26 protein-coding genes are annotated in these 24,753 nt (G+C 30.6%); 24 read left to right on the top strand and 2 right to left on the bottom strand.

The features are described 5' to 3' along the window. Nucleotides 1–251 precede the first annotated feature (251 nt). From QBK95_RS10085 to QBK95_RS09975, 23 genes are all read left to right on the top strand, one after another. Nucleotides 252–1,124 carry an RNA polymerase sigma factor gene (locus QBK95_RS10085; RefSeq protein WP_280933201.1) on the top strand — a complete coding sequence of 291 codons (873 nt, stop codon included), beginning with the start codon at nucleotides 252–254 and terminating at the stop codon, nucleotides 1,122–1,124. A 129-nt stretch (nucleotides 1,125–1,253) separates the two neighbouring features. Continuing rightward, complete coding sequence (locus QBK95_RS10080) at nucleotides 1,254–1,757, top strand: SRPBCC family protein (protein ID WP_280933199.1); 504 nt, start codon at nucleotides 1,254–1,256, stop codon at nucleotides 1,755–1,757. Nucleotides 1,758–1,814: 57 nt separating this feature from the next. Next, nucleotides 1,815–2,432, top strand: a complete 618-nt coding sequence (locus QBK95_RS10075) for an SRPBCC family protein (RefSeq protein WP_280933197.1) — start codon at nucleotides 1,815–1,817, stop codon at nucleotides 2,430–2,432. A 49-nt stretch (nucleotides 2,433–2,481) separates the two neighbouring features. Further along, nucleotides 2,482–2,964 carry an SRPBCC family protein gene (locus QBK95_RS10070; RefSeq protein WP_280933196.1) on the top strand — a complete coding sequence of 161 codons (483 nt, stop codon included), beginning with the start codon at nucleotides 2,482–2,484 and terminating at the stop codon, nucleotides 2,962–2,964. A 153-nt stretch (nucleotides 2,965–3,117) separates the two neighbouring features. Beyond that, nucleotides 3,118–3,834: a hypothetical protein gene (locus QBK95_RS10065; RefSeq protein WP_280933195.1), complete on the top strand. Its 717-nt coding sequence runs from the start codon at nucleotides 3,118–3,120 to the stop codon at nucleotides 3,832–3,834. Nucleotides 3,835–3,986: 152 nt separating this feature from the next. Continuing rightward, entirely contained in the window at nucleotides 3,987–5,180 is a 1,194-nt protein-coding gene (locus QBK95_RS10060) for a serine hydrolase domain-containing protein (RefSeq protein WP_280933193.1), read from the top strand. A gap of 323 nt (nucleotides 5,181–5,503) precedes the next feature. Continuing rightward, a complete protein-coding gene (locus QBK95_RS10055) occupies nucleotides 5,504–5,986 on the top strand; it encodes a hypothetical protein (RefSeq protein WP_280933192.1) in 483 nt (160 codons plus the stop codon). A 198-nt stretch (nucleotides 5,987–6,184) separates the two neighbouring features. Continuing rightward, nucleotides 6,185–7,573, top strand: coding sequence for a pyridoxal phosphate-dependent decarboxylase family protein (locus QBK95_RS10050; protein WP_280933191.1), 1,389 nt, complete (start codon nucleotides 6,185–6,187; stop codon nucleotides 7,571–7,573). A 143-nt stretch (nucleotides 7,574–7,716) separates the two neighbouring features. Beyond that, nucleotides 7,717–8,250 carry a ClbS/DfsB family four-helix bundle protein gene (locus tag QBK95_RS10045; RefSeq protein ID WP_280933190.1) on the top strand — a complete coding sequence of 178 codons (534 nt, stop codon included), beginning with the start codon at nucleotides 7,717–7,719 and terminating at the stop codon, nucleotides 8,248–8,250. Between the two features lie 120 nt (nucleotides 8,251–8,370). Then, complete coding sequence (locus tag QBK95_RS10040; protein ID WP_280933188.1) at nucleotides 8,371–8,820, top strand: hypothetical protein; 450 nt, start codon at nucleotides 8,371–8,373, stop codon at nucleotides 8,818–8,820. 83 nt (nucleotides 8,821–8,903) lie between these two features. After that, nucleotides 8,904–9,752: a GNAT family N-acetyltransferase gene (locus QBK95_RS10035; RefSeq protein ID WP_280933187.1), complete on the top strand. Its 849-nt coding sequence runs from the start codon at nucleotides 8,904–8,906 to the stop codon at nucleotides 9,750–9,752. Nucleotides 9,753–9,954: 202 nt separating this feature from the next. Next, nucleotides 9,955–10,656 carry a DUF3667 domain-containing protein gene (locus QBK95_RS10030; RefSeq protein ID WP_280933185.1) on the top strand — a complete coding sequence of 234 codons (702 nt, stop codon included), beginning with the start codon at nucleotides 9,955–9,957 and terminating at the stop codon, nucleotides 10,654–10,656. Nucleotides 10,657–10,797: 141 nt separating this feature from the next. Next, nucleotides 10,798–11,661, top strand: coding sequence for an AraC family transcriptional regulator (locus QBK95_RS10025; protein ID WP_280933183.1), 864 nt, complete (start codon nucleotides 10,798–10,800; stop codon nucleotides 11,659–11,661). Nucleotides 11,662–11,747: 86 nt separating this feature from the next. Then, nucleotides 11,748–12,503, top strand: coding sequence for an SDR family NAD(P)-dependent oxidoreductase (locus tag QBK95_RS10020; protein WP_280933181.1), 756 nt, complete (start codon nucleotides 11,748–11,750; stop codon nucleotides 12,501–12,503). Between the two features lie 24 nt (nucleotides 12,504–12,527). Beyond that, a complete protein-coding gene (locus QBK95_RS10015) occupies nucleotides 12,528–13,079 on the top strand; it encodes an OsmC family protein (RefSeq protein ID WP_280933179.1) in 552 nt (183 codons plus the stop codon). A 70-nt stretch (nucleotides 13,080–13,149) separates the two neighbouring features. Further along, nucleotides 13,150–13,866: an isochorismatase family protein gene (locus QBK95_RS10010; protein ID WP_280933242.1), complete on the top strand. Its 717-nt coding sequence runs from the start codon at nucleotides 13,150–13,152 to the stop codon at nucleotides 13,864–13,866. 63 nt (nucleotides 13,867–13,929) lie between these two features. Next, nucleotides 13,930–14,349 (top strand): OsmC family protein, encoded by a 420-nt coding sequence (locus QBK95_RS10005; RefSeq protein ID WP_280933177.1) that lies wholly within the window; start codon nucleotides 13,930–13,932, stop codon nucleotides 14,347–14,349. A 665-nt stretch (nucleotides 14,350–15,014) separates the two neighbouring features. Next, nucleotides 15,015–15,728 (top strand): helix-turn-helix domain-containing protein, encoded by a 714-nt coding sequence (locus QBK95_RS10000; RefSeq protein WP_280933175.1) that lies wholly within the window; start codon nucleotides 15,015–15,017, stop codon nucleotides 15,726–15,728. 119 nt (nucleotides 15,729–15,847) lie between these two features. Beyond that, the gene (locus QBK95_RS09995; RefSeq protein WP_280933173.1) at nucleotides 15,848–17,320 is read left to right on the top strand and encodes a serine hydrolase; all 1,473 of its coding nucleotides are present in this window, start codon (nucleotides 15,848–15,850) and stop codon (nucleotides 17,318–17,320) included. A gap of 277 nt (nucleotides 17,321–17,597) precedes the next feature. Beyond that, on the top strand, nucleotides 17,598–18,725 hold the full coding sequence (locus tag QBK95_RS09990) for a DUF418 domain-containing protein (RefSeq protein WP_280933171.1): 1,128 nt from the start codon (nucleotides 17,598–17,600) through the stop codon (nucleotides 18,723–18,725). A gap of 143 nt (nucleotides 18,726–18,868) precedes the next feature. Further along, nucleotides 18,869–19,273 (top strand): helix-turn-helix domain-containing protein, encoded by a 405-nt coding sequence (locus tag QBK95_RS09985; protein WP_280933169.1) that lies wholly within the window; start codon nucleotides 18,869–18,871, stop codon nucleotides 19,271–19,273. Between the two features lie 123 nt (nucleotides 19,274–19,396). Beyond that, nucleotides 19,397–19,792, top strand: a complete 396-nt coding sequence (locus QBK95_RS09980; protein WP_280933166.1) for a VOC family protein — start codon at nucleotides 19,397–19,399, stop codon at nucleotides 19,790–19,792. A gap of 87 nt (nucleotides 19,793–19,879) precedes the next feature. After that, the gene (locus QBK95_RS09975) at nucleotides 19,880–21,295 is read left to right on the top strand and encodes an SDR family oxidoreductase (RefSeq protein WP_280933165.1); all 1,416 of its coding nucleotides are present in this window, start codon (nucleotides 19,880–19,882) and stop codon (nucleotides 21,293–21,295) included. 318 nt (nucleotides 21,296–21,613) lie between these two features. On the opposite strand, the gene QBK95_RS09970 is transcribed toward QBK95_RS09975, so the two are convergent. Beyond that, nucleotides 21,614–22,663, bottom strand: a complete 1,050-nt coding sequence (locus tag QBK95_RS09970; RefSeq protein WP_280933164.1) for a VOC family protein — start codon at nucleotides 22,661–22,663, stop codon at nucleotides 21,614–21,616. Nucleotides 22,664–23,028: 365 nt separating this feature from the next. Between QBK95_RS09970 and QBK95_RS09965 the strand changes: the two genes are divergently transcribed. Further along, complete coding sequence (locus tag QBK95_RS09965) at nucleotides 23,029–23,952, top strand: hypothetical protein (RefSeq protein ID WP_280933163.1); 924 nt, start codon at nucleotides 23,029–23,031, stop codon at nucleotides 23,950–23,952. A 195-nt stretch (nucleotides 23,953–24,147) separates the two neighbouring features. On the opposite strand, the gene QBK95_RS09960 is transcribed toward QBK95_RS09965, so the two are convergent. After that, nucleotides 24,148–24,753 carry a carboxymuconolactone decarboxylase family protein gene (locus QBK95_RS09960; RefSeq protein WP_280933161.1) on the bottom strand — a complete coding sequence of 202 codons (606 nt, stop codon included), beginning with the start codon at nucleotides 24,751–24,753 and terminating at the stop codon, nucleotides 24,148–24,150.

Raw genomic sequence — 24,753 nt, 5'->3', positions numbered from 1 at the left:
ATAGGGTACACAACAGGATATATAAAATCAGTGCAGTTTAGAGTTAGATCGAAAGGTCATTTTCTTTTTGCAAAGACACTAGATCTTTATAAATTAACTAAGAAATAAAAATGCGCAGATAAATCGATTGATTCGGGTGTGCTTGGCTTGCTCCGATTTATATATTTAGCGGTGCACGTCAGTTAAAAAAACAGTAACTTTTGTAACACTTATTACTATACTGTATCAAATCTGAAAAAAAACTTTTTATTATGCAGTTTCCTTTTAGCAAATCATATTCAGATATCGAACAGCAGAACCTTGTTAAACAGGTTATAGATGGCAACAAAGAAGCTTTAAATGAAATTATAAACTTTCATCGGCCATTCATTTACAATGTAGCTTGGAAAATGTGTCACAATCCAGTAGATGCACAAGATTTAACCCAAGAAGTCCTGATTAAAGTAATTACCAAATTAGGACAGTTTAATTTTAAAAGTAAATTTAGGACATGGCTATATCGCATTGTCGTTAACGAATTTTTACAGTCCAAAAGAAGAAAAGGTGAAACACAATTTTCAGACTTTGATGATTATGGAGAACGTTTAGATCAGGTTCAAAATCCAGAATTAAGCATTGAAGAAGAAATAAGCTACCAAGAGTTATCAAAAGAAATGCAGATTCAATGTATGAGTGGTATGATTATGTGCTTAAATAGAGAACAACGCCTAATTTTTATTTTAGGTGCAAGTTTTGGAATTGGCCACAAGTTTGGAGGAGATATTTTTGGTATAAGTCCTCAAAATTTTAGGATAAAACTTCACAGAGCGCGTAAAGATTTATTTAACTATATGAACAATAAGTGTGGACTGGTAAAGAAAGAAAACCCATGTCGATGTCCAAAAAAAGCAAAAGCTTTGAAGCAAATGGGCGTTTTAGATGAAGAAAAAATGCTTTTCAATATCAAAACAAAAACAAAAGTGAAAGATTTTGTAGAAGATAATCACGAAGAAGCTTTAGATGATTTTACCGCAACTTACACTAAATTATTTCAACAGCATCCAGTTAAAGAAGATTTTGACAAAGAGACTATTATTAATGAACTTATAAATAACGATAAATTATCGAGTTACTTTAGGTTATAGAACTAATCTTTTTTAAGGTTTACATGCAAAAAAGTTGTTTCATTTTGAAGCAACTTTTTTGCTTTTGTAACACATTCAATATTCTCGTATCAAAACAGTAAACCATTAATTCATTTAAAAATAACAGAGATGGAATTTAAAAAAGAAATTATTATTAATAAACCTATAGAATCCGTTTGGGAAGTATTAGGAAATCAATTTGGTCAAGCTTATCGATGGGCATCAGGTTTAAATCATTCCAAAGGATATAGTCCACCAGTAATTAAAGGAGCTCCTTCAAACAATAGAGCTTGTGAATTATCTTCAGGCAAAATTAAAGAAGTAATAAGAAAATTTGACTTTAATAATTATGTTCTGGAATATGAGGTCATTAAAGGCTTTCCATTCTTTGTGGATACAGCAATCAACAATTGGCAACTAACCAAAATAAGCTCAGAGAGGACAAAAGTGAATATGTATCTAGTTGTAAAAACTAAAGGTTTGGTAGGTAGTATGATGAACCCTATGATGAAAATACAGCTAAATAAACAACTAATTCATATTCCAAATGACTTGAAACACTTCGTTGAAACGGGAAAACCAAGTCAAAACAAATCAAAAGAAATTGGAAAACTGTCAAATAAAGTTGCTTAGGTTTTGTAACACCAACTCAAAGATTGTATCAAAGTATTAGAACTTGAATTTTAAATTATGAGAATCACAATAAAATCAATATTAGTATTCACACTCGTAGGAATAATTAGTATGAATACATCTGCCCAAAGTATGAAAAAAAAGTTCCGTACCGTTAAGGTAGAAATGAGTATAAACGCACCAGCCGAGCGAGTATGGGAAGTAATGGTTTTAGATTATGGAGAAATATCAAACTTCTCACCATACATCTATACATCGGCATATACTAATGGTTCCTTAAAAGGAGAATTTGGAGCTGAACGTAAGTGCAATTTTAATGAAAAAGGAACACAATGGTCTAAAGAACGTATTACAGAAATTGACAACCAAAATATGGTAATGCATAACGTAGTTATTGATGGTGCAAAACTTCCTTTAAACTTTGATAATTCTCAAGCTTTTTATAGAGTAAAAGATAATGGCGATGGTACATCAACAGCATCATATGAATTTCAATTCAGAACTAAGCCAGCTTTTCTTGGAATAATGGCTAAAGGAGGATTCAAAAAACAAATGTCTGGTACTTTAGTTGGACTAAAACATTATATCGAGACTGGTGAACGCGTTACAGGTGGAACAGATAAATACAAGAAAATAAAACACAAGTATCCAAAAGCTACCGTAATAAAAAATTAACCCACCCATATTATAAAACAAATATTAAAACATCTTAAAAATCAAAACAATGAAAAAATTAGCAATTTTATTAATTTTATTCGTTTCTTCAACTATCATGCTACAAGCTCAAACACCTCTAGTGACCGAAATAGAAAGTTCTGCGGATAAAGTCTGGGAACAAATTCGTAAAATGGACAATATTGATGAGTTATCATCCTTTGTATCTAAAGTTCAATGGAAAGGTCCAAAAGGGATTGGTGGTGAAAGAGTTTGTACTTCTGCTGACGGAAAAGGTCACTTTAAAGAAAAGATAACGGGTTTCGATGATAAAACTAGAACTTACTCTTATCAAGTTATAGAAGGTGTTCCTGCAAAAAACATGAATAATATGATTATGATCGTTGATTTAGGCTACAAAAAATCAATGATTGTATGGAAATCCAATTACGATTTTGTAGAAAACCCTAATATGACAAAAGATCAATTTGATAATTTTATAACTACTGCAAGAGAAGAAATGATTGAAAATATAGCTAAGCTGTCAAAATAAAGCCAGCACCAAACTACATAAATAAAAATAGCTTATTAAGTGCAAAACTCAAAGTTTTGCACTTTTTTATTACTTTAGTTTTAATAATAAAATTCAGCTAATTAAATAGCTGTTTTTCATATACTAAACCTTATAAGTAATTAAAATAAAAAATTGAGAAACAGACACATTTTATTAATATTGGCTATTAGTTTTATTCTAACTTCTTGCGGAATTTTCAAGACACATCACAAAAAAGAGCTAATTGATTTTGAAAATAATCTAATTTCTAGCCAATCTATTAAATTTCAAGGATATTATTTTACCGAATTAGAATGGGAGTACGGAGAATATCCACCATACCCAATTGATGAATATTATAAAAAGACTGGAATAAAGAAAATTAAGCATTTATCCATATTCTTTATTTATGAAGACGGATTTGTTCTTAATATTTCTGGAATTAATGGACTCTCACATTATTACTGTGCAAGAAAAGAAGCCTATGAAAATACTTATGAAAGTGCACATAAAACAATTGAGTTAATGCTCGAATCTCAAAATTCTGAAATAAAACAAATTAAACGAAATTGTAGATTTAGACCAGATGATATAAACAATAAAGGTTTGGCAAAAATTAATGGAGATAGTATTAAAATTCAATTTTATCGTATTGAAAGCCAAAACCCAGGCAAAGATTCATTTAATTCAGCTTATTTACACGAGATTAATGGTATCATAAAAAATGATTCAAGTTTTGTTATAAAAAGCAAAACTCAATTTAGATATAATAAAACAAAATCTGAAAACAGACTGTTTAAGTTTAGACAAACTAAGCAGAAACCAAATATTGAAAATTATTTTAAAAAAAGGAAAAACCAATTTAAATAACTACTTACAACACTATATAACAAAACATCGCTACCCTCTAGTTTAGCAACGTTTGTCATATTTGCCGTTGTGCCTAATGTGGTAAAAGCTTAGGCAACCATTTGATAAGAATAGACGTCTATTAAATAAAGGAATTTAAAATCAATTTTAAAATGGGCAAAATACAATATTTCATTTCACTGCTATTCTTCGTTTTAAGTTTAAGAGTTTATTCTCAATCCATTCAAAGAATAGATAATTCAAAAATATCAACCATAGTTTTGGATAATGAAATTCAACGTTTAAAAAATGCAGGAAATGTTCACGGACTTACAATTTCTATAGTTACTAAGGATAGTGTTTTATTTCAGAAAGCCTATGGGTCTAGAAATTTGAAAGAGAACCAGCCACTTAAAACTTCACATAATTTTTACGCTGCTTCATTTAGTAAATCACTATTTGCCTTTGTTGTAATGAAATTAGTTGATAAAAAAAAAATTGATTTAGACAAACCCTTGGTGGAGTATCTTGAGAAACCATTATATACTTATGACTTTCCACATGATTATGAAGGGTACAAAGATTTAAAAAATGATGATAGGTACAAGAAAATAACTGCTAGAATGTGTTTATCTCATACCACAGGATTTCCAAATTGGAGATATATCGGAAAATATAGTATTGATATGGAAAAACCGCTAGAGATTGAATTTGAACCAGGAACTTTTTATAGTTATTCTGGCGAAGGCATTCAATTGCTTCAATTTGTTGTTGAACAAATAACCAAAAAAGGCTTGGAAGAACTAGCTCAGGAATATGTTTTCAAACCGTTTGAAATGAATATGACTAGTTTTCTTTGGCAAGATAGATTTGATACAAACTTTGCTGTTGGTCACTATAAAAAAAGAAAGACCTTAAAACGAAGGAAAAGAAATAAGGAATATGCAGCAGGTAGTATGGACACAACACCTGAGGATTATGCAAAATTTATCCAAGCAATGTTAGCACAAAAAGGGCTAAGCAAAACAGGGTATAATGAGTTTTTTAGACCACAAATCCATATTGAATGCAAGCAACAATTTGGTAAAAACCGATTGATAAAAACTACAGAGAATAATGATATTGAATTAAGCTATGCCTTAGGTTTTGGAACCTATAATACACCTTTCGGAAAAGCAGTTTTTAAAGAAGGTCATATTCAGGGTTGGGAGCATTACACAATATTTTATCCATCACAAAATTTAGGAATCATAATAATGTCTAACAGTTCAAACGGTGAAAGTATTTTTAAAGAATTACTAGAAATTACAATGGCAGATAAATCGATGCCTTGGTATTGGGAGAATTTTATACCTTATGACAAGTAATAAAACTAAGAACAAGCAATTACTCATAGTAGAGACCGTTAACTGCAACCAAATAAAAGCACAAACAATGAAATTTGACCCAATAAAAAAGGAAGTTTATACTGACAAAAATGAATTTGTAAAAAAAATGAATTGTCCGTATAAAATGAATTGGTATAAATTAGAAAGAACCAACTTTACCAAGCGAAAATGTACGAATTGCGACAACTCGATTGTTGATACAGAATTTTTATCAGATGACGATCTTTTAACTATGATCAAATTAAATCCCGATACTTGTTTAAAAATAGACTTAAATCAGCATAACATAAAAATAATATAAGATGGTATTTGGAACTGGAAATAAAAGCTCAAAAGGTTTGCGTATAATTAAGACTGGACGAGATAAAGATAGCATTAATAAAGCTGTAAAAAACGGACTTAAATCAATCATAAAAAAAGTCGATCCTTCTGATGAAATACGCTCATGTTATTCTGTCGTTCAGAATAAAAAGACAGGAGAAATTGAAATCATTAGAGACCATCGATTGGATATTTATTCGGGGACTAATAAAGAATTTGAACGAGTAATTGAATGGACATATTTTTATCCACATTATTTCGAACATCCATTCGCAGCGTATTTAATTCCCAAAGACATTAAAATTGGTGAAAGAGTTTTTATTGAAGATTTAATCGAAGATTACATTGGTGCAAGTTGGCAAGGTGACACATACCGTCTTGAAAGTTGTGAAGCAATTTGGAATGGTTCAGACTTAGAAATTCAGTATGATCCAAGAAATAATCATTCAACTTTTGTGGGATAGAAAATTGTAATAGGTAACAATGCCTATAGATAATATAGGTTTGGTGCTTAATGCAAAGTTTATAAGTAATATTGATTAAAGCGATAAAACGAAAGTATAAATAGATTACAAAGTAGACAGAAAGGTCGAAAGGTTTGTGAATAGAAATCTGCTACTATTCATACGCGTAACCGTTAGACACAAGCAAAACAAAAATAGATGGATATAAAAAAACAAATGTTGGACGAATTGAATAGAAAAGAAATTTTTAATCAAGCTCGTGACTATGCTTTCGAATATATTGATAAAATAAATGATTGTGATGTATATCCAAGTAGGGAGAATTTGGAGGAACTTAAAGTACTAAAAGAAGACTTACAAAATGAATCTTTTTCTGCATCAAAAATTCTTTCATTACTTCATGAAATAGGGACTTTAGGAACGGTTGCTCATACTGGAGGGCGATATTTCGGATTTATTATCGGAGGTGCAACCCCAATCTCTTTAGCAACAAAGTGGCTAACTGACATATGGGATCAGTGTGGAGGCCTTTATGTATCATCACCAATAAATGCGGAATTGGAAGTGATTTGCGAAAAATGGATAAAAGATTTGTTAAAGTTACCAAAAGAAACTGTAGCAGGTTTTGTTAGTGGTGCTTCAATGGCCAACTTCAGTGCTATAATTGCTGCTCGATATCATATACTCAAAAATTTAGGTTGGGATGTAAATAAAAAAGGACTAAATGGAGCCCCAAAAGTTCGTATTGTTACTCATCAACAGATTCACGCCAGCATAAGAAAAAACCTTGTTTTAGCTGGGTTTGGAGATGAGAATATAGAATATGTTCCTTCTGATGAACAAGGCAAACTAATAGTCAATGAACTTCCAGAATTAGATAAATCATGTATAGTTTTTCTTCAGGCTGGAAATGCTAATTCAGGTTCGTTTGATGACTTTGACACTATTTGTACTATTGCAAATAAAGCGAATGCATGGACTCATATTGATGGAGCTTTTGGTTTATGGGCAGCAACTTCAAAAGAGCTTTCGTATTTGACAAAAGGCATTGAAAAAGCAGATTCTTGGGTTTTAGACGCTCATAAAACACTAAATGTACCCTATGATTCAGGTATTGTTCTATGTAAACATGCTAATTCACTAGCTAATGCATTACAAGCAAATGGTGAATATATTATCTATAGTAAAGGTAAAAGAGATCCAATGTTATACACACCAGAAATGTCAAAACGCTCAAGAGCATTTGAATTATGGGCTACTTTAAAATATTTAGGTAAAAATGGAATTGATGAAATGATTTTTACATTTCACCAACAATCAAAACGATTGGCAACTGAACTTAAAAATATCGGATTTACTATATTAAATGAAGTAGTTTTTAATCAGATTCTTGTTTATTTAGACAACGATAGTAAAACAAATGCAGTATTAGAATATTTACAGAATTCAAAAGAATTATGGCTTGGTGGTTCGACTTGGAATGGGAGTTCCGTTATTAGAATCAGTATTTCTTCATGGAGAACAGATGAATCAGATATTAGTCGAACAGTTGAACTTTTTAAAAAAGCAAAGGAAGCCTGTGCTTAACATTGTGTGTAAGCAATAGGGGGTTTAAGTTATAAAACGAAAGTATAAACATAAAATAATAATCAGTGCAAAACCGAAAGGATAGCGATTAGAAATTCGCTACTACTTATACACTTGACTGTTGTTAGCAATAAAAAACGAAAGTGTCAATACCAAAAAACAAAAACGAACTAATTCTAGCTATCGAAAATTCATATTCTAAATTGAAAATGGATTTAAATGATATCCCAATCGGATTAACTAAAACAAAAGAACTCGATGGACACGCAAAAGGAACAGAAATGAGTATTTCTGATTTAGTTGCTTATCTTATTGGTTGGTCTGAACTTGTTCTGAAATGGAATCAAAAAAAAGATGATGGACAAAATGTTGACTTTCCGGAAACAGGATATAAATGGAATCAACTAGGAAAGCTTGCACAAAAATTTTATATAGATTATGAAAGCCTTGACTACAAATCACTTTTGACAAAATTAGACAACAATGTTGACCGAATTCTGGAGTTAATAAAAGCAAACGAAAACGCGGAATTGTATGAAAAACCTTGGTATGATAAATGGACAAAAGGCAAAATGATACAATTGAATACATCATCGCCATATAAAAATGCAAGAAGTAGAGTTCGGAAATGGAAAAAACTGAATGCTGAAAAAATACGAACGCACAACAAAATATAAAAATTTGGCTCTGTGTTAATTCCAAAATATAGTATCTTTTACACCTTACGTTTCGCATAAAATGTTATACTCAATTAAAGAATCTTAGATTGTAATTAGTAAGCAACTAGAACAATTAGTATGGAAGAATTATTACAAAATAAACTACAGAAAATTATTACTCTAACAATAAATGATGATAGATGGGATCTTACCAATGAAACCATGTTCCAAATTTTTGGCTTAACACTTTCTGGATTTTCTTTTGGTGTCGGACGAAATTTATGTTTTTTGGATGCAGAAGTGATTGCAAAATTTACTGTATCCGAACTGACTAAACTTGGTGCTGGAAAAAATTACGTTGAAGGATTAGTTGCAAGTGCATTTGATACTTTTGAAAATGAAACTAAATCTTATCAGTCGGATATAGTAGGAATTGGTTATTTTCATTTCTCTTCAGAAAATCTGAATGACCTTAAAGAATCAATATTTTCTAATTCGATTAGTATTGAACAGCAATCAAACTTAGAAAGTAACGAAACAAATCCTCGGGTGAAGAAGTCAAAAAAATGGTGGAAATTCGGAAAATAAAAAAACGAAAACATCAGACTATGTAAAAACCCATTAAAACGGATTCACTTTATAGAGAATGTTAGCAGTAATTAGACAAGAAAATGAATATTAGAAGTTTAAAAGGAGTAGATGATGAAGATATTTTGAATGTCTTCAATGAGTCCTTTTCTGACTATTTTATTCCTTTTAAATTGTCCAAAGAACAGTTAATATCAAAAATGAAAGCTGATAAAACGGACCTTGAATTGTCAGTTGGTGTTTTTGAAGATCAAAGGCTGATTGCTTTCATTCTGCACGGATTTGATACCATTAACGATCAAAAAATTGCTTATAATGGAGGAACAGGCGTTATTCCTCAAAAAAGAGGCTCAGGATTAACGAAACAAATGTATCTCTATAATTTACCAGTATTACAAAAAAAGGGAATTGATAAAATTATACTCGAAGTAATCACTCAAAATATTCAAGCAATAAAGTCTTATGAAAAAATTGGTTTTAAAACGACAAGGGAATTAGCTTGTTTTAAAGGAAATTTTAAGTCCATTAAATCTAACAAGTTTATTGATATTAGAGGGCTAAAAACCTATCCTTGGGAACGGATGGAGTCTTTTTGGGATATAAATACTACGTGGCAAAACTCAAAAAACGTAATGAATAATTTGAAAACAGACAATGATTCATATGGAGCTTATGTTGAAAACGAATTAGTTGGATATGTTATTCTCAATCCAAAAACCAATCGAATACAACAAATAGCTGTACATAAAGATTTTAGAAAAAAAGGAATAGCTTCAAAGTTAATAACCGAGTTGGCAAAAAAATATGGAAACGCTTTTTCTATTATTAATGTAGATAAAAAGGCTGAAAACATGACCAGCTTTTTTAACTCTATAGGGTTTGAAAATTATCTGGAACAATTAGAAATGGAATTAAAAATTAATAATCAATAGAAACTACTGCTAAATATGTCTGTAATTTATGATGGCGATAAACTTATAATCAAATAATAGGGTTTTGACAAGTTAGACTTGTAGATCGCCCTACAACCTAATCATAGTCGAGTGTGAACAAAAATATAGAACAACAATAGGTAAGTTATTAAGCATCAATATTAATGAAAATACAAAGATTTAATTTATTAAAACAGAACAAATGATTTGTGTTTCTTGTAATACCGAACATAATGCAAATTTTTGCCCTAACTGTGGGGAAAAGTCTGAAATTAAAAAAATTACTTTTAAGTCAATTATCGAAGATACCTTTTTGACCATTACGAATATGGATAAAGGATTTCTTTATAATCTTAAGATGCTGTTTATGAATCCTAAATCTATTGCAAACGAATATATTCTTGGTAAAAGAAAAGGAATACTCAACCCAATTTCCTTTTTAATTTTTTCTGTTACTATGTATTTGATTATAGAGAATTTATTAAGAGTTCCCAGAGAAAATACCGAACTACAAAACCTTCCTGATGTGTATCTGGGAAAAGTAGCATATGCAGCTGGGAAATATGTACATGTTTATTTAAAATATTTTTGGATATTATCTATTGTACCTTTAGCAATTTCTACTAAATTAATTTTTAGGAAATATAATTTTATAGAACACTTAGCCATTAATTCATTCATCCTAGGACAAGCAACTTTAATAGGTGTAATTAGTTATATAATATTAAAAATAGACCTACCAGTTAACCCGCTAGTATATTTATTAATAGTATGGTTAATGTATCGAATTTTTATGACAGAAAATAACAAATTAGAAACATTTCTGATGTCAGTTGGAGCCTTAGTATTGTTTGTTTTACAGTTGGTTATAATAGCAACAGGAATTGGAATAATTATGGCGTAAAATACTTTTAACCAAACGTATATAATTCATTGCTTGCACCAGTCTATCTATGAAAACTCTCTTGTGTTTTCTATTCAGTTTTTATTCGCTAAATTAGTTGTTTTACCAGATAAATATAATCGTCGGAAAAACTAAAGGACATTGGATACAATTAAAACATACGACCTACATAAAGATGATTACTCAAAACTCCACTTTGAAATAAAAGATGCAAAGTCCTATTTTGATATTAATAAAAAACATGCTTCTATTCCACATAGACATAGCTTTTATCAGGTTATCTGGTTTAAACAAGCGGGACGCCATTATGTAGATTATGAAGTAATTGATCACGATGCAAATACAATATTTTTTATAAATCGTAATCAGATTCATTACTTCTGTACAGATGCTTTAAATGAAGGTTATTTATTTCATTTTAATGATCATTTTATTAACAAAGGAAATGAGGGACTGATGGATAGGTTATCACTATCTATATTTAATGAAATTGGTAGTAGCTGTTTAAAACTTTCAAAAGAAGATAGTAAGAAAATAAGTTTACTTACCTCCTTCATAGAATCCGAAATATTGACAAAAGATAACTACTATAAAGAGCAGGTTTATCATTATTTTCAAAACATTTTATTTCAAATAGAACGTATGCGAAAACTTGATGATAATTTAGATGTTCAAAAAAACTCTAGTTATATATTAGCCGCAGAATTTAAAAAACTTGTATTTGAGGAAATCGAAAGCTTTCATAGTATGGATTTTTTTGCACATAAATTAGGTACCAACACAAAAACTCTTACCGAAGTATCTAAAGAATTTCTACTTGATACACCAGCCAATATAATTAGGCAAAGTAAACTACTAGAAGCAAAACGTATGTTGTCAAATCAATCTACTTCTATTAAAGAAGTTGCCTATGGCTTAGGCTTTGATGCCCCAACTTACTTTACTAAATATTTTAAAAAAGGAACTAGTTATACACCCAAACAGTTTCAAAAGGCTTATCTCTAAATTACCATTCTCAGTTTCTAGATTACCATTTTTTACTTGAGTTTATACTGAAATTTGTACCAGTATTAATTTAAAAAGTAAAAAACATGAATACACAAGCATTAATTATTGGTGGTACATCAGGAATGGGAAAAGCTACCGCAGAACTATTATTAAAAGATGGAATTGAAGTGATCATTATAGGTCGTAATGATTCTAATTTAAACAATACAGAAAGAGAATTATCGAAACTCGGTTCTATAAAAGGTATAGCGGTAGATTTAACAGATAAGCAGGCCGTAAAATCTTTTGCTCGATCCATTGAAGGTGTTACTCCCAATTTAAAATACATTGTAAACGCAGCAGGTTTTTTTAGCCCTAAGCCATTCTTAGAACATGAAGAAGCAGATTATGATATCTATCACGATTTCAATCGTGCATTTTTTTTCATCAATCAAGCAGCCGCTAAAGTACTTACTAAAAATGGAGGAGGTTCTATAGTGAATATTGGTTCTATGTGGGCTAAACAGGCAATTAAAGCTACTCCATCATCTGCATATTCTATGGCTAAAGCTGGTTTACATTCATTAACCCAACATTTGGCAATGGAGCTTGCCGAAAACAAAATACGTGTAAATGCGGTATCTCCTGCAGTAGTAGTTACTCCGATTTACGGTGCATTTATGGATAAAGATAAAATCGAAGAAAATCTACAAGGTTTTAATGATTTTCATCCTATTGGTCGTGTTGGTCGCGCCGATGAAATTGCACAAACCATACACTTCTTATTAAAAGATGAAAGTTCATGGGTAACTGGAGCAATCTGGGATATTGATGGAGGTGTAATGGCGGGTAGAAATTAATTCACATCATTTTATTAAATAATCATGGAAAGTATAGATAAATTAATAAATGGTATTGACATTGAAGGATTACAACAATATGTTGATACCATCACGAAAACGCCTTCAGAAGCTATCTCAAAGTATGGGATTAAGGCAGAATGGAAAGGAGGTGTAAAAACAGAAATTACAACACTCAATCAAAAAGTAGGTGATAAAGAAATTGAAAAACAGTTTCAATTTACTATTGATGAGCCAAACGAACTTTTGGGGACCAATAGCTATCCTACTCCTCAGGATTATCTATTAGGAGGTCTTGCTGGATGTATGATGGTTGGTTTTGTAGCTGGTGCGGCAAATAATAACATTGAATTAGAAAGTGTGACACTTACAATCAATGGAGATTTAAATCTTCGCGGGTTTTTAAGTGTAGATGAACAAGCACCTGTAGGTTTCGAAGAGCTCAAATTTAACTATGATGTTAAAGGCAATGGAACTCAAGCAGATTATGATGCTATCATAGAAAATGTGAGAAAGACTTCTCCTAATTATAGAACAATGACTGACAATGTAAAAATGACAGTTGTTAAGAATTAAATTCTTTAGAGAATACATTATTAACATTAAAAATTATAAAAAAATGAAAACACAAATTTTGAAATTAACAATGCTTATGACCCTATTGATTGGGATAAATATGAACTCTTATGCACAACTTCCGGATCCAGGTTTTACAGTTGATGAATATACAGCAATTGTAATTACAGATCCACAAAACGATTTCCTAAGTCCCGATGGAGTTACTTGGGGCGTTGTAGGCCAAAGTGTTACAGAAAACAAAACGGTAGAGAATCTTGAAGCATTATTTAAAGTAGCTAAAGAGAAAAACATCAAAATCTTTGTGTCACCTCATTACTATTTTAAGCATGATCATGAATGGAAAATTGAAGGTGCTTTAGAAACTTTAATGCACAAAATTGGAATGTTTGATAGAAGTCATACATTAAAAACAGATGGTTTTGAAGGTTCTGGTGCAGATTGGTTAGAGCAATATAAAGAATACATTGATGGAGAAAATGTTATCGTTACCAGTCCTCATAAAGTATATGGGCCAGAATCTAATGATTTAGCGCTTCAACTACGTAAGCATGGTTATAGTAATGTAATACTTGGAGGGATGTCTGCCAATCTTTGTACAGAATCTCATATGAGAGACCTCGTAGAATCAGGATTTAGAGTAGCTGTTGTTAAGGATGCTACTGCAGCAGCAGTTTTACCAGGTTTAGATGGATACTCAGCTGCAGTAACAAACTTTCAAATGATTGCTAGTCATGTATTTACAACAGAAGAAATTGTAAAAGAAATTAAGGATTTTAAAAAATAGTAATTTAAGAATCAATTCCTTTCAGGGTCTAATTACCTGAAAGGAATTTTAAAACAAAATAATATGAGTACTAAAATAAATGTCAAAAATTTATCAGTTGGATACCAATCGATAATAAGTAACGGAAAGCATGCAATTATCGGTGATGAACCTATTCCATCACAAGGAACTGATTTAGGGTTTTCACCCGTAGAACTTGTCTTAGCTGGAATTGCAATGTGTAAAGTAGCAACTATACGTAATGTAGCTCGAAGAAAAGGTTGGGACATTGGAGAAGTAGACGCACAGTTAACACAAGATGTACATAGGCAAGAAGGTAAAAGTTTTAAAACTAGTGTCAATTCCCAAATTAGTATTGAAGGTACTATTACAGATGAACAACATGCATACCTTATTAAAAAAGCGGATAATTGTTATGTAACGCGTTTATTACAAGGAGAATGGGATTTTCAAGAATCTGATTCATTACAATTAGTTAAATAGAATTATTTATTTATGAGAAATATACTATTTGTAACTCATTGGGTTAATAGAATAATTTTACCCTATAATGTGCTAAAATGTAATTTAGTTAATACATTGTAACTTAAAAAAAATAGAATCTAATCTAAATAGATAAACAGGGAAATGGAATTTGGGAATTCCTTTATAGAACTTTAATTCAGGATACTTTAATAAACAATTAATAATGTTAGAATTTAATATCTAATTTTTAACTTGTAGAAGTTATGTATCTTAATGAACAATAAGAAATACACACAATATTATTGGAAAACAAAATAGAAATTATTGAAACCATTGGAAAGATTGTTGTTTTTATAATGATACTTCTTTCCTTTTTTCTTTTTACGGTTAAAACAAAAAACAAGCTGTCTAATAGGCTTTTTGGTATTTATTTATTAGTCATCGCATTTGACTTAATTGGTTTGTTTACGAACAAGACTGTAGAATATCCTATCATCCAAAGTTTAAAAACTTCTTCTAGTCTGTTACAATTACCCTTGTTTTTTCTGTACGTTTTATCGGCTTGTTATTCTAATTTTAAGATCAAAGGAAAACACATTTTACATTTCTTATTATTCCTGTTATTTTTTATCCTGTTCAATATTACAAGCTTCTCCGACTTAAGTATATTGCTTTATGAAATTGTGGGAGAGATCCAATTTATAGTTTACATTGTTACTGTTTTTATAATTTTAAAAAAATATAAAACAGTATATCTTGAAAATTATTCAAATGCTAATTACGCTATTTATAAGTGGTTATTTCAGATTACCGTTTTCTCTTGTATAGCGCATTCGTTTGTAATTATAAGATGGTATTTATCTAATTCTATATATCAAGAATATGTTATAAATACAAATATTGTAATTAGCCTTTCTGTTTTATCAATAACTATCTTTTTTGTTCTAAAGGCATTATACCAACCTGCACTGTTTACGGGTATAAGCATAGATTTAGTTCCAGTAAAATCATTTCTCGAAAAACAAACTACGAAAGATAATGCTCAAAAAAATAAAGCTGAAAATGAATATCTAAAAAAACTTACTTCAGTAATGCAAAAAGAAAAGCCTTATTTGGATTTTGGATTGACATTACAAAAACTGGCTATTCAAACAGATATTCCAGAAAAAGAATTATCGCTGTTAATCAACCATCATTTAAACAAACATTTTTTTGACTTTATAAATGAGTATCGGATAAATGATGCAAAAATACTTCTAAAAGATCCAGCTCAAAAAGAGCTAACTGTTTTAGAAATCTTATATGAGGTAGGTTTTAATTCTAAATCTTCATTTTATACCGCTTTTAAGAAAGCAACACATCAAACACCTTCAGAATATAGAAAATCAAACAGTTAAACGCAGTCCGACTTTAAATCGAACTGATTATTTTGAGTAAAATTGGTTCGACTTTGTATACTCGGACTTTTAAGCATGTATGATTCCTCACTTTTGCTGTAAACAAATAAAACACGAAGATGAAATTTATTTACGCACTCGCATTAGTATTATTTACTCAATTAGGTTTTAGCCAACAACTACCAAAGGAGTTACAAGGAATAGATGATGAAATCATTCAATTGATGGAGGAATATAATACCATTGGTTTATCTGTAGCCATTGTCAAAGATGATAAAGTTTTGTACGCTAAGGGATTTGGATATCGAGACTTCAAACAAAAGTTACCTGTTACAGAACACACACTTTTTCATATTGCTTCAATGTCAAAAGCATTTACAGGCTCTTTATTGGGTGTCTTAGAATCAAATAATCGATTGTCATTAAAAGATAAACCAGAAATGTATGTGCCTAATTTTCAATTCTATAATGATAAAATGAATAATCTAATTACAATTGAAGACCTGCTTAGTCATAAAAGTGGAATTGGAACTCAAGGTGTTTCTCTTGAATTGTTTCCTATTGAAAATAAATTAAAAACGGTACAACGTTTACGATATCTAAAACCTGAAGCAGAAGTTAAAAATAGTTGGGAATACAGTAATATGGGGTACACACTTGCTGGAACTATAGTAGAACAAATAACTAACAAAAGTTGGGATGCTAATATTCAAGAAAAAATATTTAGTCCATTAAAAATGAATAATTCCTGTACCACACTCGAGGATATGAAGCGGTCAAATAATTTCTCCTTAGGTTATGGTATGTATAACGGAAAATCAGAAAAAGTACCTTATCAAAATTATTATGCTTTTGGTCCTGCTGGGTCAATTAAAAGTTCTATAAAAGATCTATCTAACTGGATGCGTATCTGGCTAAACAAAGGAGTTTTTAATGGAAATCAAATAATACCGCAAGAATATATTTATAAGGCATCTAGGCCTCAAAATGTGAAGTATAATGAAGAATATACACAAGATTCATTTCTGTTTAGTGAAGGATTTGGTTGGCGCATAAGATCTTGGAATGGATATTATAGATTATGTCATGGAGGAAACACTCACGGATTTAGTAGTGTAATGGAACTCTTTCCTTTTGAGAAAATCGGTATTGTTGTTTTATGTAATCAAAGCAATTCTACGCTTCCCTATATCATATCGGATATGATTTCAAAGAAACTCTTCCAGTTACCTTCCGAAAATGAATACCCAGTTCTTGTTTCAGACATTTACAAACCAGGAGAAGACAAATCATTTAACCGAGCTAAGATGCCTACTCATTCTATAAATGATTTTCTTGGTACTTATTATGCAAATGGTTTCGGAAGAATAGAAATTATCAAAAAGGAAGGTAAACTACGTGCAGTTTTCCCTACATATACATTTAAATTAGAGCATTCAAATTATAATAATTTTTACCTAAAGGGGATGAAAGACTTTAAAGAATCATTCAATCCTGAGTTTACGATAAAATTTGTTGATAATGCAAAAGGAAAAATATCAATGTTAAAAATGTATGCTCAAAAAGAGCCTATTAAGTTTAATAAAGAGTAATAAACTTCATTAACTAATAAATGCTAAGTACGTCAATATATATAATTAATTGCTGTAGACTTTTACTTCGAAAAATCGTGAACATTAATTAACTTAGCCAACGACTAGATGTTTCTTGTGATCTAACCCGAAATCATCCCTAAACTGTTAGACACAATATGTAAAAAACGATCAAAAATTGAACGAAAAACCAACTAGAGTAAAAAAACGAATTGATATATTAGATATATTCCGAGGATTCGCAATTCTCGGAATTTTTGTTGTAAATATTGTAATCATGAATTCAACCTTTTTGAATCAGGACGAATTTGCGAAACAATGGACTTCTAGTATTGATCAAATTTCGGAGAAGATACTTCAACTGTTTTTTTATACTAAATTCTTCCCGATATTTTCACTGCTTTTTGGGTTAGGAATTTCAATGCAAGCGTTAAATATGTTTGATAAAAATAAACTTTCATTCTCCTTTTTTGGGAGAAGAATGCTAATATTGTTTGTTTTTGGAGTTTTACATATCACGTTTTTGTGGTCAGGAGATGTTTTAAATCTTTATGCGATTCTTGGATTGTTTACGACACTTATGATAAAACGGTCAAACAAATTAATTCTTACGTTATCAGCAATTTTCCTTTTCTTTCCTTTTTATGACCAAGTTTTTGAATTTTTGTTCAATATTTTAAATTTCCAACCAGAAATCTATTTAAAAGATTATACAGGAGAAACAGTAAATCAAATAATAAGCAATGGTACATATTTAGAAGGAGTTAAATTAAGATTGTTAGAATACCTTTCTAATATCCCAATGCTTTTCGGGTTTTTATCCCCAATTGCTATTTCAATGTTTCTTTTGGGGCTTTATCTTGGTAAAAATAAAATTTACAATTCGTTAGAATTATTTATTCTACGAATAAAAAAACCAATGATACTGATAGCAATAATTACAAATGTTTACAGAGTAATATTTCTATTTGTATTGGTGAATCAGGATTTTTTTTCGATAGAAAATTATAGACAGACATGTATTAAATTAATGGTGCTCTCGGATGTTGCAATGGGGTTATTCTATCTTTGGGCAATTGGTTGGTTGTACTACAACTCTAAATGGAAAAAGATTTTGTTGCCATTAAAATATGTAGGTAGAATGGCTTTAACTAACTACATAATGCAAAGCTTTATTGGATTAATTTTATTTTCATCCATCGGATTTAAACTATACGAAAGGTTAAGTCCTTCGGAGACATTTATGACAGCGGTTTTTGTTTTTAGCTTTCAAGTAATACTAAGTAAAATTTGGTTAAACCACTACCGATTTGGACCGTTAGAATGGATTTGGAGATGTTTAACATATAAAGAATTATTGCCGATAAAGAAAAAAAGCACTATATCTAGTGATGTTATAGTATAATATTAAGAGTTTGTAATAAAAATTTGGTCTGGTATTATTTGCAAAATCGCTTACAATGTTGGTGTAAAGTCTAATCTTTTTTATGTAAAAGATGTATCTTAACAAATATTTGGTATAACTATACTAAGAAACTAGTAAGTAAAATGACATTTTACGAATCAAAAATAAAGCGAATAAGAAGTCTCTGTTATTCTAATGATAAACAGATAGAGACTGTGATAGCAACACGCAATTTCATTGATAATAATTTTGAAAAAGACCTGAAGTTAGATTTTTTATCGCATATACAATTTACATCAAAATATCATTTACTAAGGCTTTTCAAGAGGTATTATGGCTTAACACCAAGACAATACTTAATGGATAAACGAATAGCGAAGTCAAAAGAAAACTTAATATATGGAATGACGGTAACCGAAACCTGTTTTGCGGTTGGATTCGAGAGTTTAGGTTCTTTTAGCACGTTGTTTAAAACGAAAACGGGAAAATCACCAAGTGAATTTCAAAAAGAGCAATTTTCGAGAAGTAAATTAGAGCAAGATTTCTAAACTTTGGAAAATGATTAAAAAATAAATCAATATTACAACTACCGATATTAGTTTTTAAATCATGCAACGAAATTGCGATAGGATGCTCTATGCGATCCTTGAGTTAACAATAAATACTAACATATGAAAGTAACACTAATTAGCATTCCCGTTAGAGATCAAGAAAAAGCTTTTAAATTTTATACTGAGAAATTAGGTTTCCTAAAAAAGAAGGATGTACCATTAGAAGGCGGTAATAGATGGTTGACTCTAGTTTCTCCAGAATGGCAAGATGGACCAGAATTGTTATTAGAACCTGCACCTAACCATTTCGAACCATGTAAGATATTTCAGGATGCATTAATGGAAGCTGGATTTCCTTACACTCAATTCGATGTAGACGATGTAGACTCCGAACATGACAGACTAACAAAACTTGGAGTTGATTTTAGTGTAGCACCTACTAAAATGGGAACCGTAAAATTTGCAGTCTTTAACCATACTTGTGGAAATAACATTCAAATTGTCGAAACACTATAAAATGAAAATCCAAACAACGAATGATGTAAAAGTGTTCATTCAAAAAAAAGATACTTTTTAATATAGAAACTGTTGTATTAATTAAACATGAAAATACTTTTAACTGGTTCAACTGGATACATAGGAAAAAGATTATTACCTGTTTTAGTTGAGGCGGGACACGAAGTAGTTTGTTGCGTTCGTGATGTTCAGAGATTTAACCCTCCTAGTTCTATACAACATAAGATTTCAGTAATTGAAATCGACCTATTAAATAAAGAATCACTAAAAATGATACCAGAAGATATTGAAGGAGCCTACTACTTAGTTCATTCAATGTCTTCTTCTAGTGACTATAAAACCCTTGAAAAAACATCTGCTCTAAACTTTAGAGATGCCCTTGGAAAAACAAATGTTAAGCATGTGATCTACCTTAGCGGAATAGTAAATGAATCAGAGCTATCTAAACATTTAAGTTCAAGAAGAAATGTTGAAATTGAATTGGGTAAGGGATCCTATAGTTTTACAACGCTGAGAGCAGGAATAATAATAGGATCTGGCAGTGCTTCTTTCGAAATAATAAGAGATTTAGTAGAAAAACTTCCAATTATGGTTACCCCCAAATGGTTAAAAACCAGATGTCAACCTATAGGTGTAGCCGACGTTATTAGGTTTCTATCTAAATCTTTATTCAATTCTGAAGTCTATAATCAAAATTTTGATATTGGAGGTGCTGATATATTATCGTACAAACAAATGCTCTTAGGTTTTGCTAAAATTCGTAATCTGAAACGGACCATTTTTGTCGTTCCCGTTATGACGCCAAGACTTTCTTCCTATTGGCTTTATTTTGTTACCTCTACATCATATAAGCTTGCTGTATCACTTGTTAGTAGTATGAAGGTTGAAGTTGTGTGTCGAAATAATAAAATTAATTCTATAATCGGAATTAAACCACTTAACTACAAAGAATCTCTAGAAAGAGCTTTTAATAAAATTGAAAATAATACTATTATTTCTAGTTGGAAGGATTCTTATTCAAGTAGCGGAATTAGTTTTGATATTTCTGAGTTTATAAAAGTACCAATATATGGATGTTTCATAGATAAGAGAAAAAGCAAAATAGATAATCGCCAAATATGCCTAAATAGAATTTGGAGTATAGGAGGCGAAACAGGTTGGTATTATGCTAATTGGTTATGGAGATTAAGAGGGGTGTTAGACAAAATAGTGGGTGGAGTAGGATTGAGGCGGGGAAGAACTAATCTTAATTCAATCAATACTGGTGATGCAGTGGACTTTTGGCGAGTATTATATGCAGATAAAAATAGAGGACGTTTGCTTCTGTTTGCTGAAATGAAACTACCTGGTGAAGCCTGGCTAGAATTTAAAATAGTTGATGACCAACTTGAGCAGACAGCAACATTTAGACCGTTAGGTTTATTGGGTAGATTGTATTGGTATTCTGTATTACCCTTTCATGGTATGATATTCAGCGGTATGATAAAAAAACTAACTAAGTGAAACAAGACTTGGACTGAATAAAAAAGTGACAATAGTACAGAATATCAGTAATAGTGACTATTATAATAAATCCTTAAGAGATGATATGATAAAAGTAAGAGCAATATTCTAAAAACAGTGTGTGTTAGAATCTTTTACTATTGATATTGCGACCACTATGATTGTTGCTATAGATTTTTATTAACTGTAGAAAAGTTCTATGATGATTAATTAAACAAGCAACTTTATGTTTAAATATTTCAGAAAGTGAATAACATAATAGTTTTAAAAGTACTCATTCAAAAAGTAACATTTTGAATGAGTACTTTATCTATTTTTCTATAAAGGTAATTTTACCAATTCTAATACGTTACCATCTGGATCTTCAAATGCTGCATAACGAATTATAGAAAATACACCAGTACCTTGGATTGGAACAGGAGAATAAAACTCTATTCCTTTAGCACTTAGTATTTCCATATCAGCTTCAAGATCGCTAGTAGTAATAGCTATTCTTGCAATACCAAGGTGATTTACCTTCTCATAAGCCATGTTAGGACTACAAGATTCAGTAAGTGTAATATGGCGCCCTTTTGATAATGCGATTGTAGCATAATCTTCGTTTTGATCAACAAGTTCGAAACCAACTTCTTGATAAAAATCAACAGAAGTAGCAAGATCAGTAACGTTAATATTCGTAGAAAATACACCATCTATTTTAGTTCTTTGAAAGAAATAAACATTAGATACAGGACCTACTTGAGACATTAAAATTGTCGTACCGTCTGGATCCGCGAACTGTATTTTTTCAGGAGTATCTTCTGTACCTACTATTACTGTAGATGACACACCATTTCTTGCTAAATATGCTCTATCCTTTTTTAGGTTACTTGACTTCAAATGAAGTGAAGAAAATCCGATACTATTATAATCACTATGAGGAGCCTCTCCATCATACGGTGAGTTAAATTTAATAAGATCTATAATAAAACCATCCTTCGCTCTCATTGGTGTCGTTTTTAATGAGTATGGAGGAAGATCTAAACCTTGTGCTTCATCAGGATCAGTTACATCGATATTTAGATCAATAAAATTAGCGAAAGCTAACAACTTATAGAACTTTTTTGAAGCTGCAAAGTCGCTTACATTGATGTTGTAATGTAATAAAGCTTTTAAATGGGTGTCTTCTGGTCTTGGAATGTTTACATTACTGTCATAAAATGAATTAATGTCTGCATCAGAAACCATAACGGAAACACATTCGTTATTGTTTTTGAGATTTAAATTGGGATCAATGTCTTTGTCAGTGTCGACAGTACAACTTGTTAAGACAGCAAAGCATGCCAATAATACCCTTTTAAAAATTTGTGTGTGATTTTGTGTTTTCATAATTGAAAAAAATATTTATTTATTTAGGTTGGTGGTCAAAATTTTTGACCGGCGCAATGTTAATGAATTTTTATGAAATAATTATGTTAATTTCTATAAAATGTTAAATTATTTATAATAAATAGCTTTAATATGTTTAAATTATTCTGTTAAAGGTTAATTATATGTGAATACCGTAATTCTAAATTTAACACTAAAACTGTCAGAAAAATTGAAAAATGCTGTTGGTAGCATAAGAATGGAGAATCTGGAAAACGTGAACTTATTAGTTTTAAAAACTAACTGGAACAATTTGTATATTGTATACACATCCTTCCAAATTGGAAGTAAGAAACATTGTTTCACACTAAATAATAGCAATGAACATGGCAAGATTTATAATTGTACTTATTATTTTAAGTAGTTTGTTGATTTTGATGGGCTGTACAGATGAATCGAAACAATTGAACCCCAGTATTTTTGAGCCAAAAATAATTTCAACGAAGTCAGTAGAGTACTCACCAACTTTTTCGATCTATGACTCTGAGGTTTATTTTGCTAAAAGCAATGATAAATGGGGGACAAGAGATATGAAAAGTTCAATATATTTTTCAGTCAAAAAAGGGGGGAAGTGGTCTATACCCAAGCTTGCTTCCTTTTCTGGCCAATATGATGATAGTTCCCCTCATTTATGTAATAATGGAAAAACGTTATATTTTATTTCCAGTAGACCTTTGGAGAATGCGAAATATGTTTCAAATGATATATGGAAGGTAGAAAAAGAAGCTAATAATACTTGGGGAACTCCAATCAGATTGAATGATGTTATTAATTCCAAAGACAGCGAGTTCAGTCCAAATACGGATAAATTTGGTAATCTATATTTTGCGTCAAATCGTTCAGGTGGATACGGTCAAGGCGATTTATATGTAGCAAAAAAAGAAAAAGATACTTTTGGGTTACCAGTAAACATGGGAAATATTGTTAATTCTAATAATGGAGAATGGAATTTAGAAATAAATGACAATGGTGATGTACTTATTTTTGAATCCTCTGGAAGAGAACAGAATCTATCGTCATATGGAGATTTGTATATAAGTTTTAAATCCAATGATCATTGGTCAATACCTCAAAATATTAGAGAAATAAATACAACAGGTAGTGATCTCTATGCTGAACTAATTGAAAAGGACACCTTACTTTATTATACTAGTAGTGATAGTCTAAAAAGTATTGATACGAATATTTATTCTATTGATTTTAGGGATATATACAAGAAGTATAAAAGGAATGCCATATTCTCACAATAAATAAAAATAAGCTATAGGATTAAGTATAACTTATTACTTTGACTTTTAATTACTACACAGGTTTTTAATGAATCCTTAGGATTTGTAGTTTGCAATAAAAACACTTGATATAATTACTACGGTTACTATGCTATAGTTTCTCTGTTTAGGTGTGAATAGTTAAGGATTTAGGTAGAATAAAATAATACTTACGAATCAAGAATGTCCCCAATTATCAGGGTCTTCACTATCATGAGGCGATAAGCCAATAATATCACCTTCTGTATTAACTCCTAGACCAACTACGGTGCGGTTTACATAATTAAAATAACTCACTACTTGATTGATTTCTAGGATTTCTCCATCAGTGAGGTGATAGTTTCTTAGGTTTTCAATATCAGATTGAGTAATAGTATGATGTGATAGGGTTAGTTTTTTTGCATATCGTAATCCTTCTAAATATTGATCCTTAAAAAAAGAACCCATTTGATCACTATTGACGCATGTTATTATTTTGAGAAAAGTTTCATCATCAGCCAACAAACGCTTTAATCCAGCAGCGTGATGATCTACACAATAACTACACTGATTGAGTTGACTAACATAAACACCAAGAGTTTCTAAGTACCATTTAGGTAACGTATTGTTTGAATTATGTAGTACATTTTTATACAAACCCATATGTCCGACTAAGGTATGTGGTCGAAGACTATGAATAGATAATACGTTATCAATATTGTTATTAGGTCCCTTAACTCGATTGTATATTCTTTTTAGCTGACCTGTAGCTTTTTCAAAAGATATTTCCTGAATCCAACTCAT

The sequence above is a fragment of the Aquimarina mycalae genome, assembly GCF_029906345.1.
In the GTDB taxonomy this organism is placed as follows: Bacteria; Bacteroidota; Bacteroidia; order Flavobacteriales; family Flavobacteriaceae; genus Aquimarina.
Note: the sequence above shows the minus strand (reverse complement) of the source record. Positions and strands in the feature narration are given on the sequence as shown.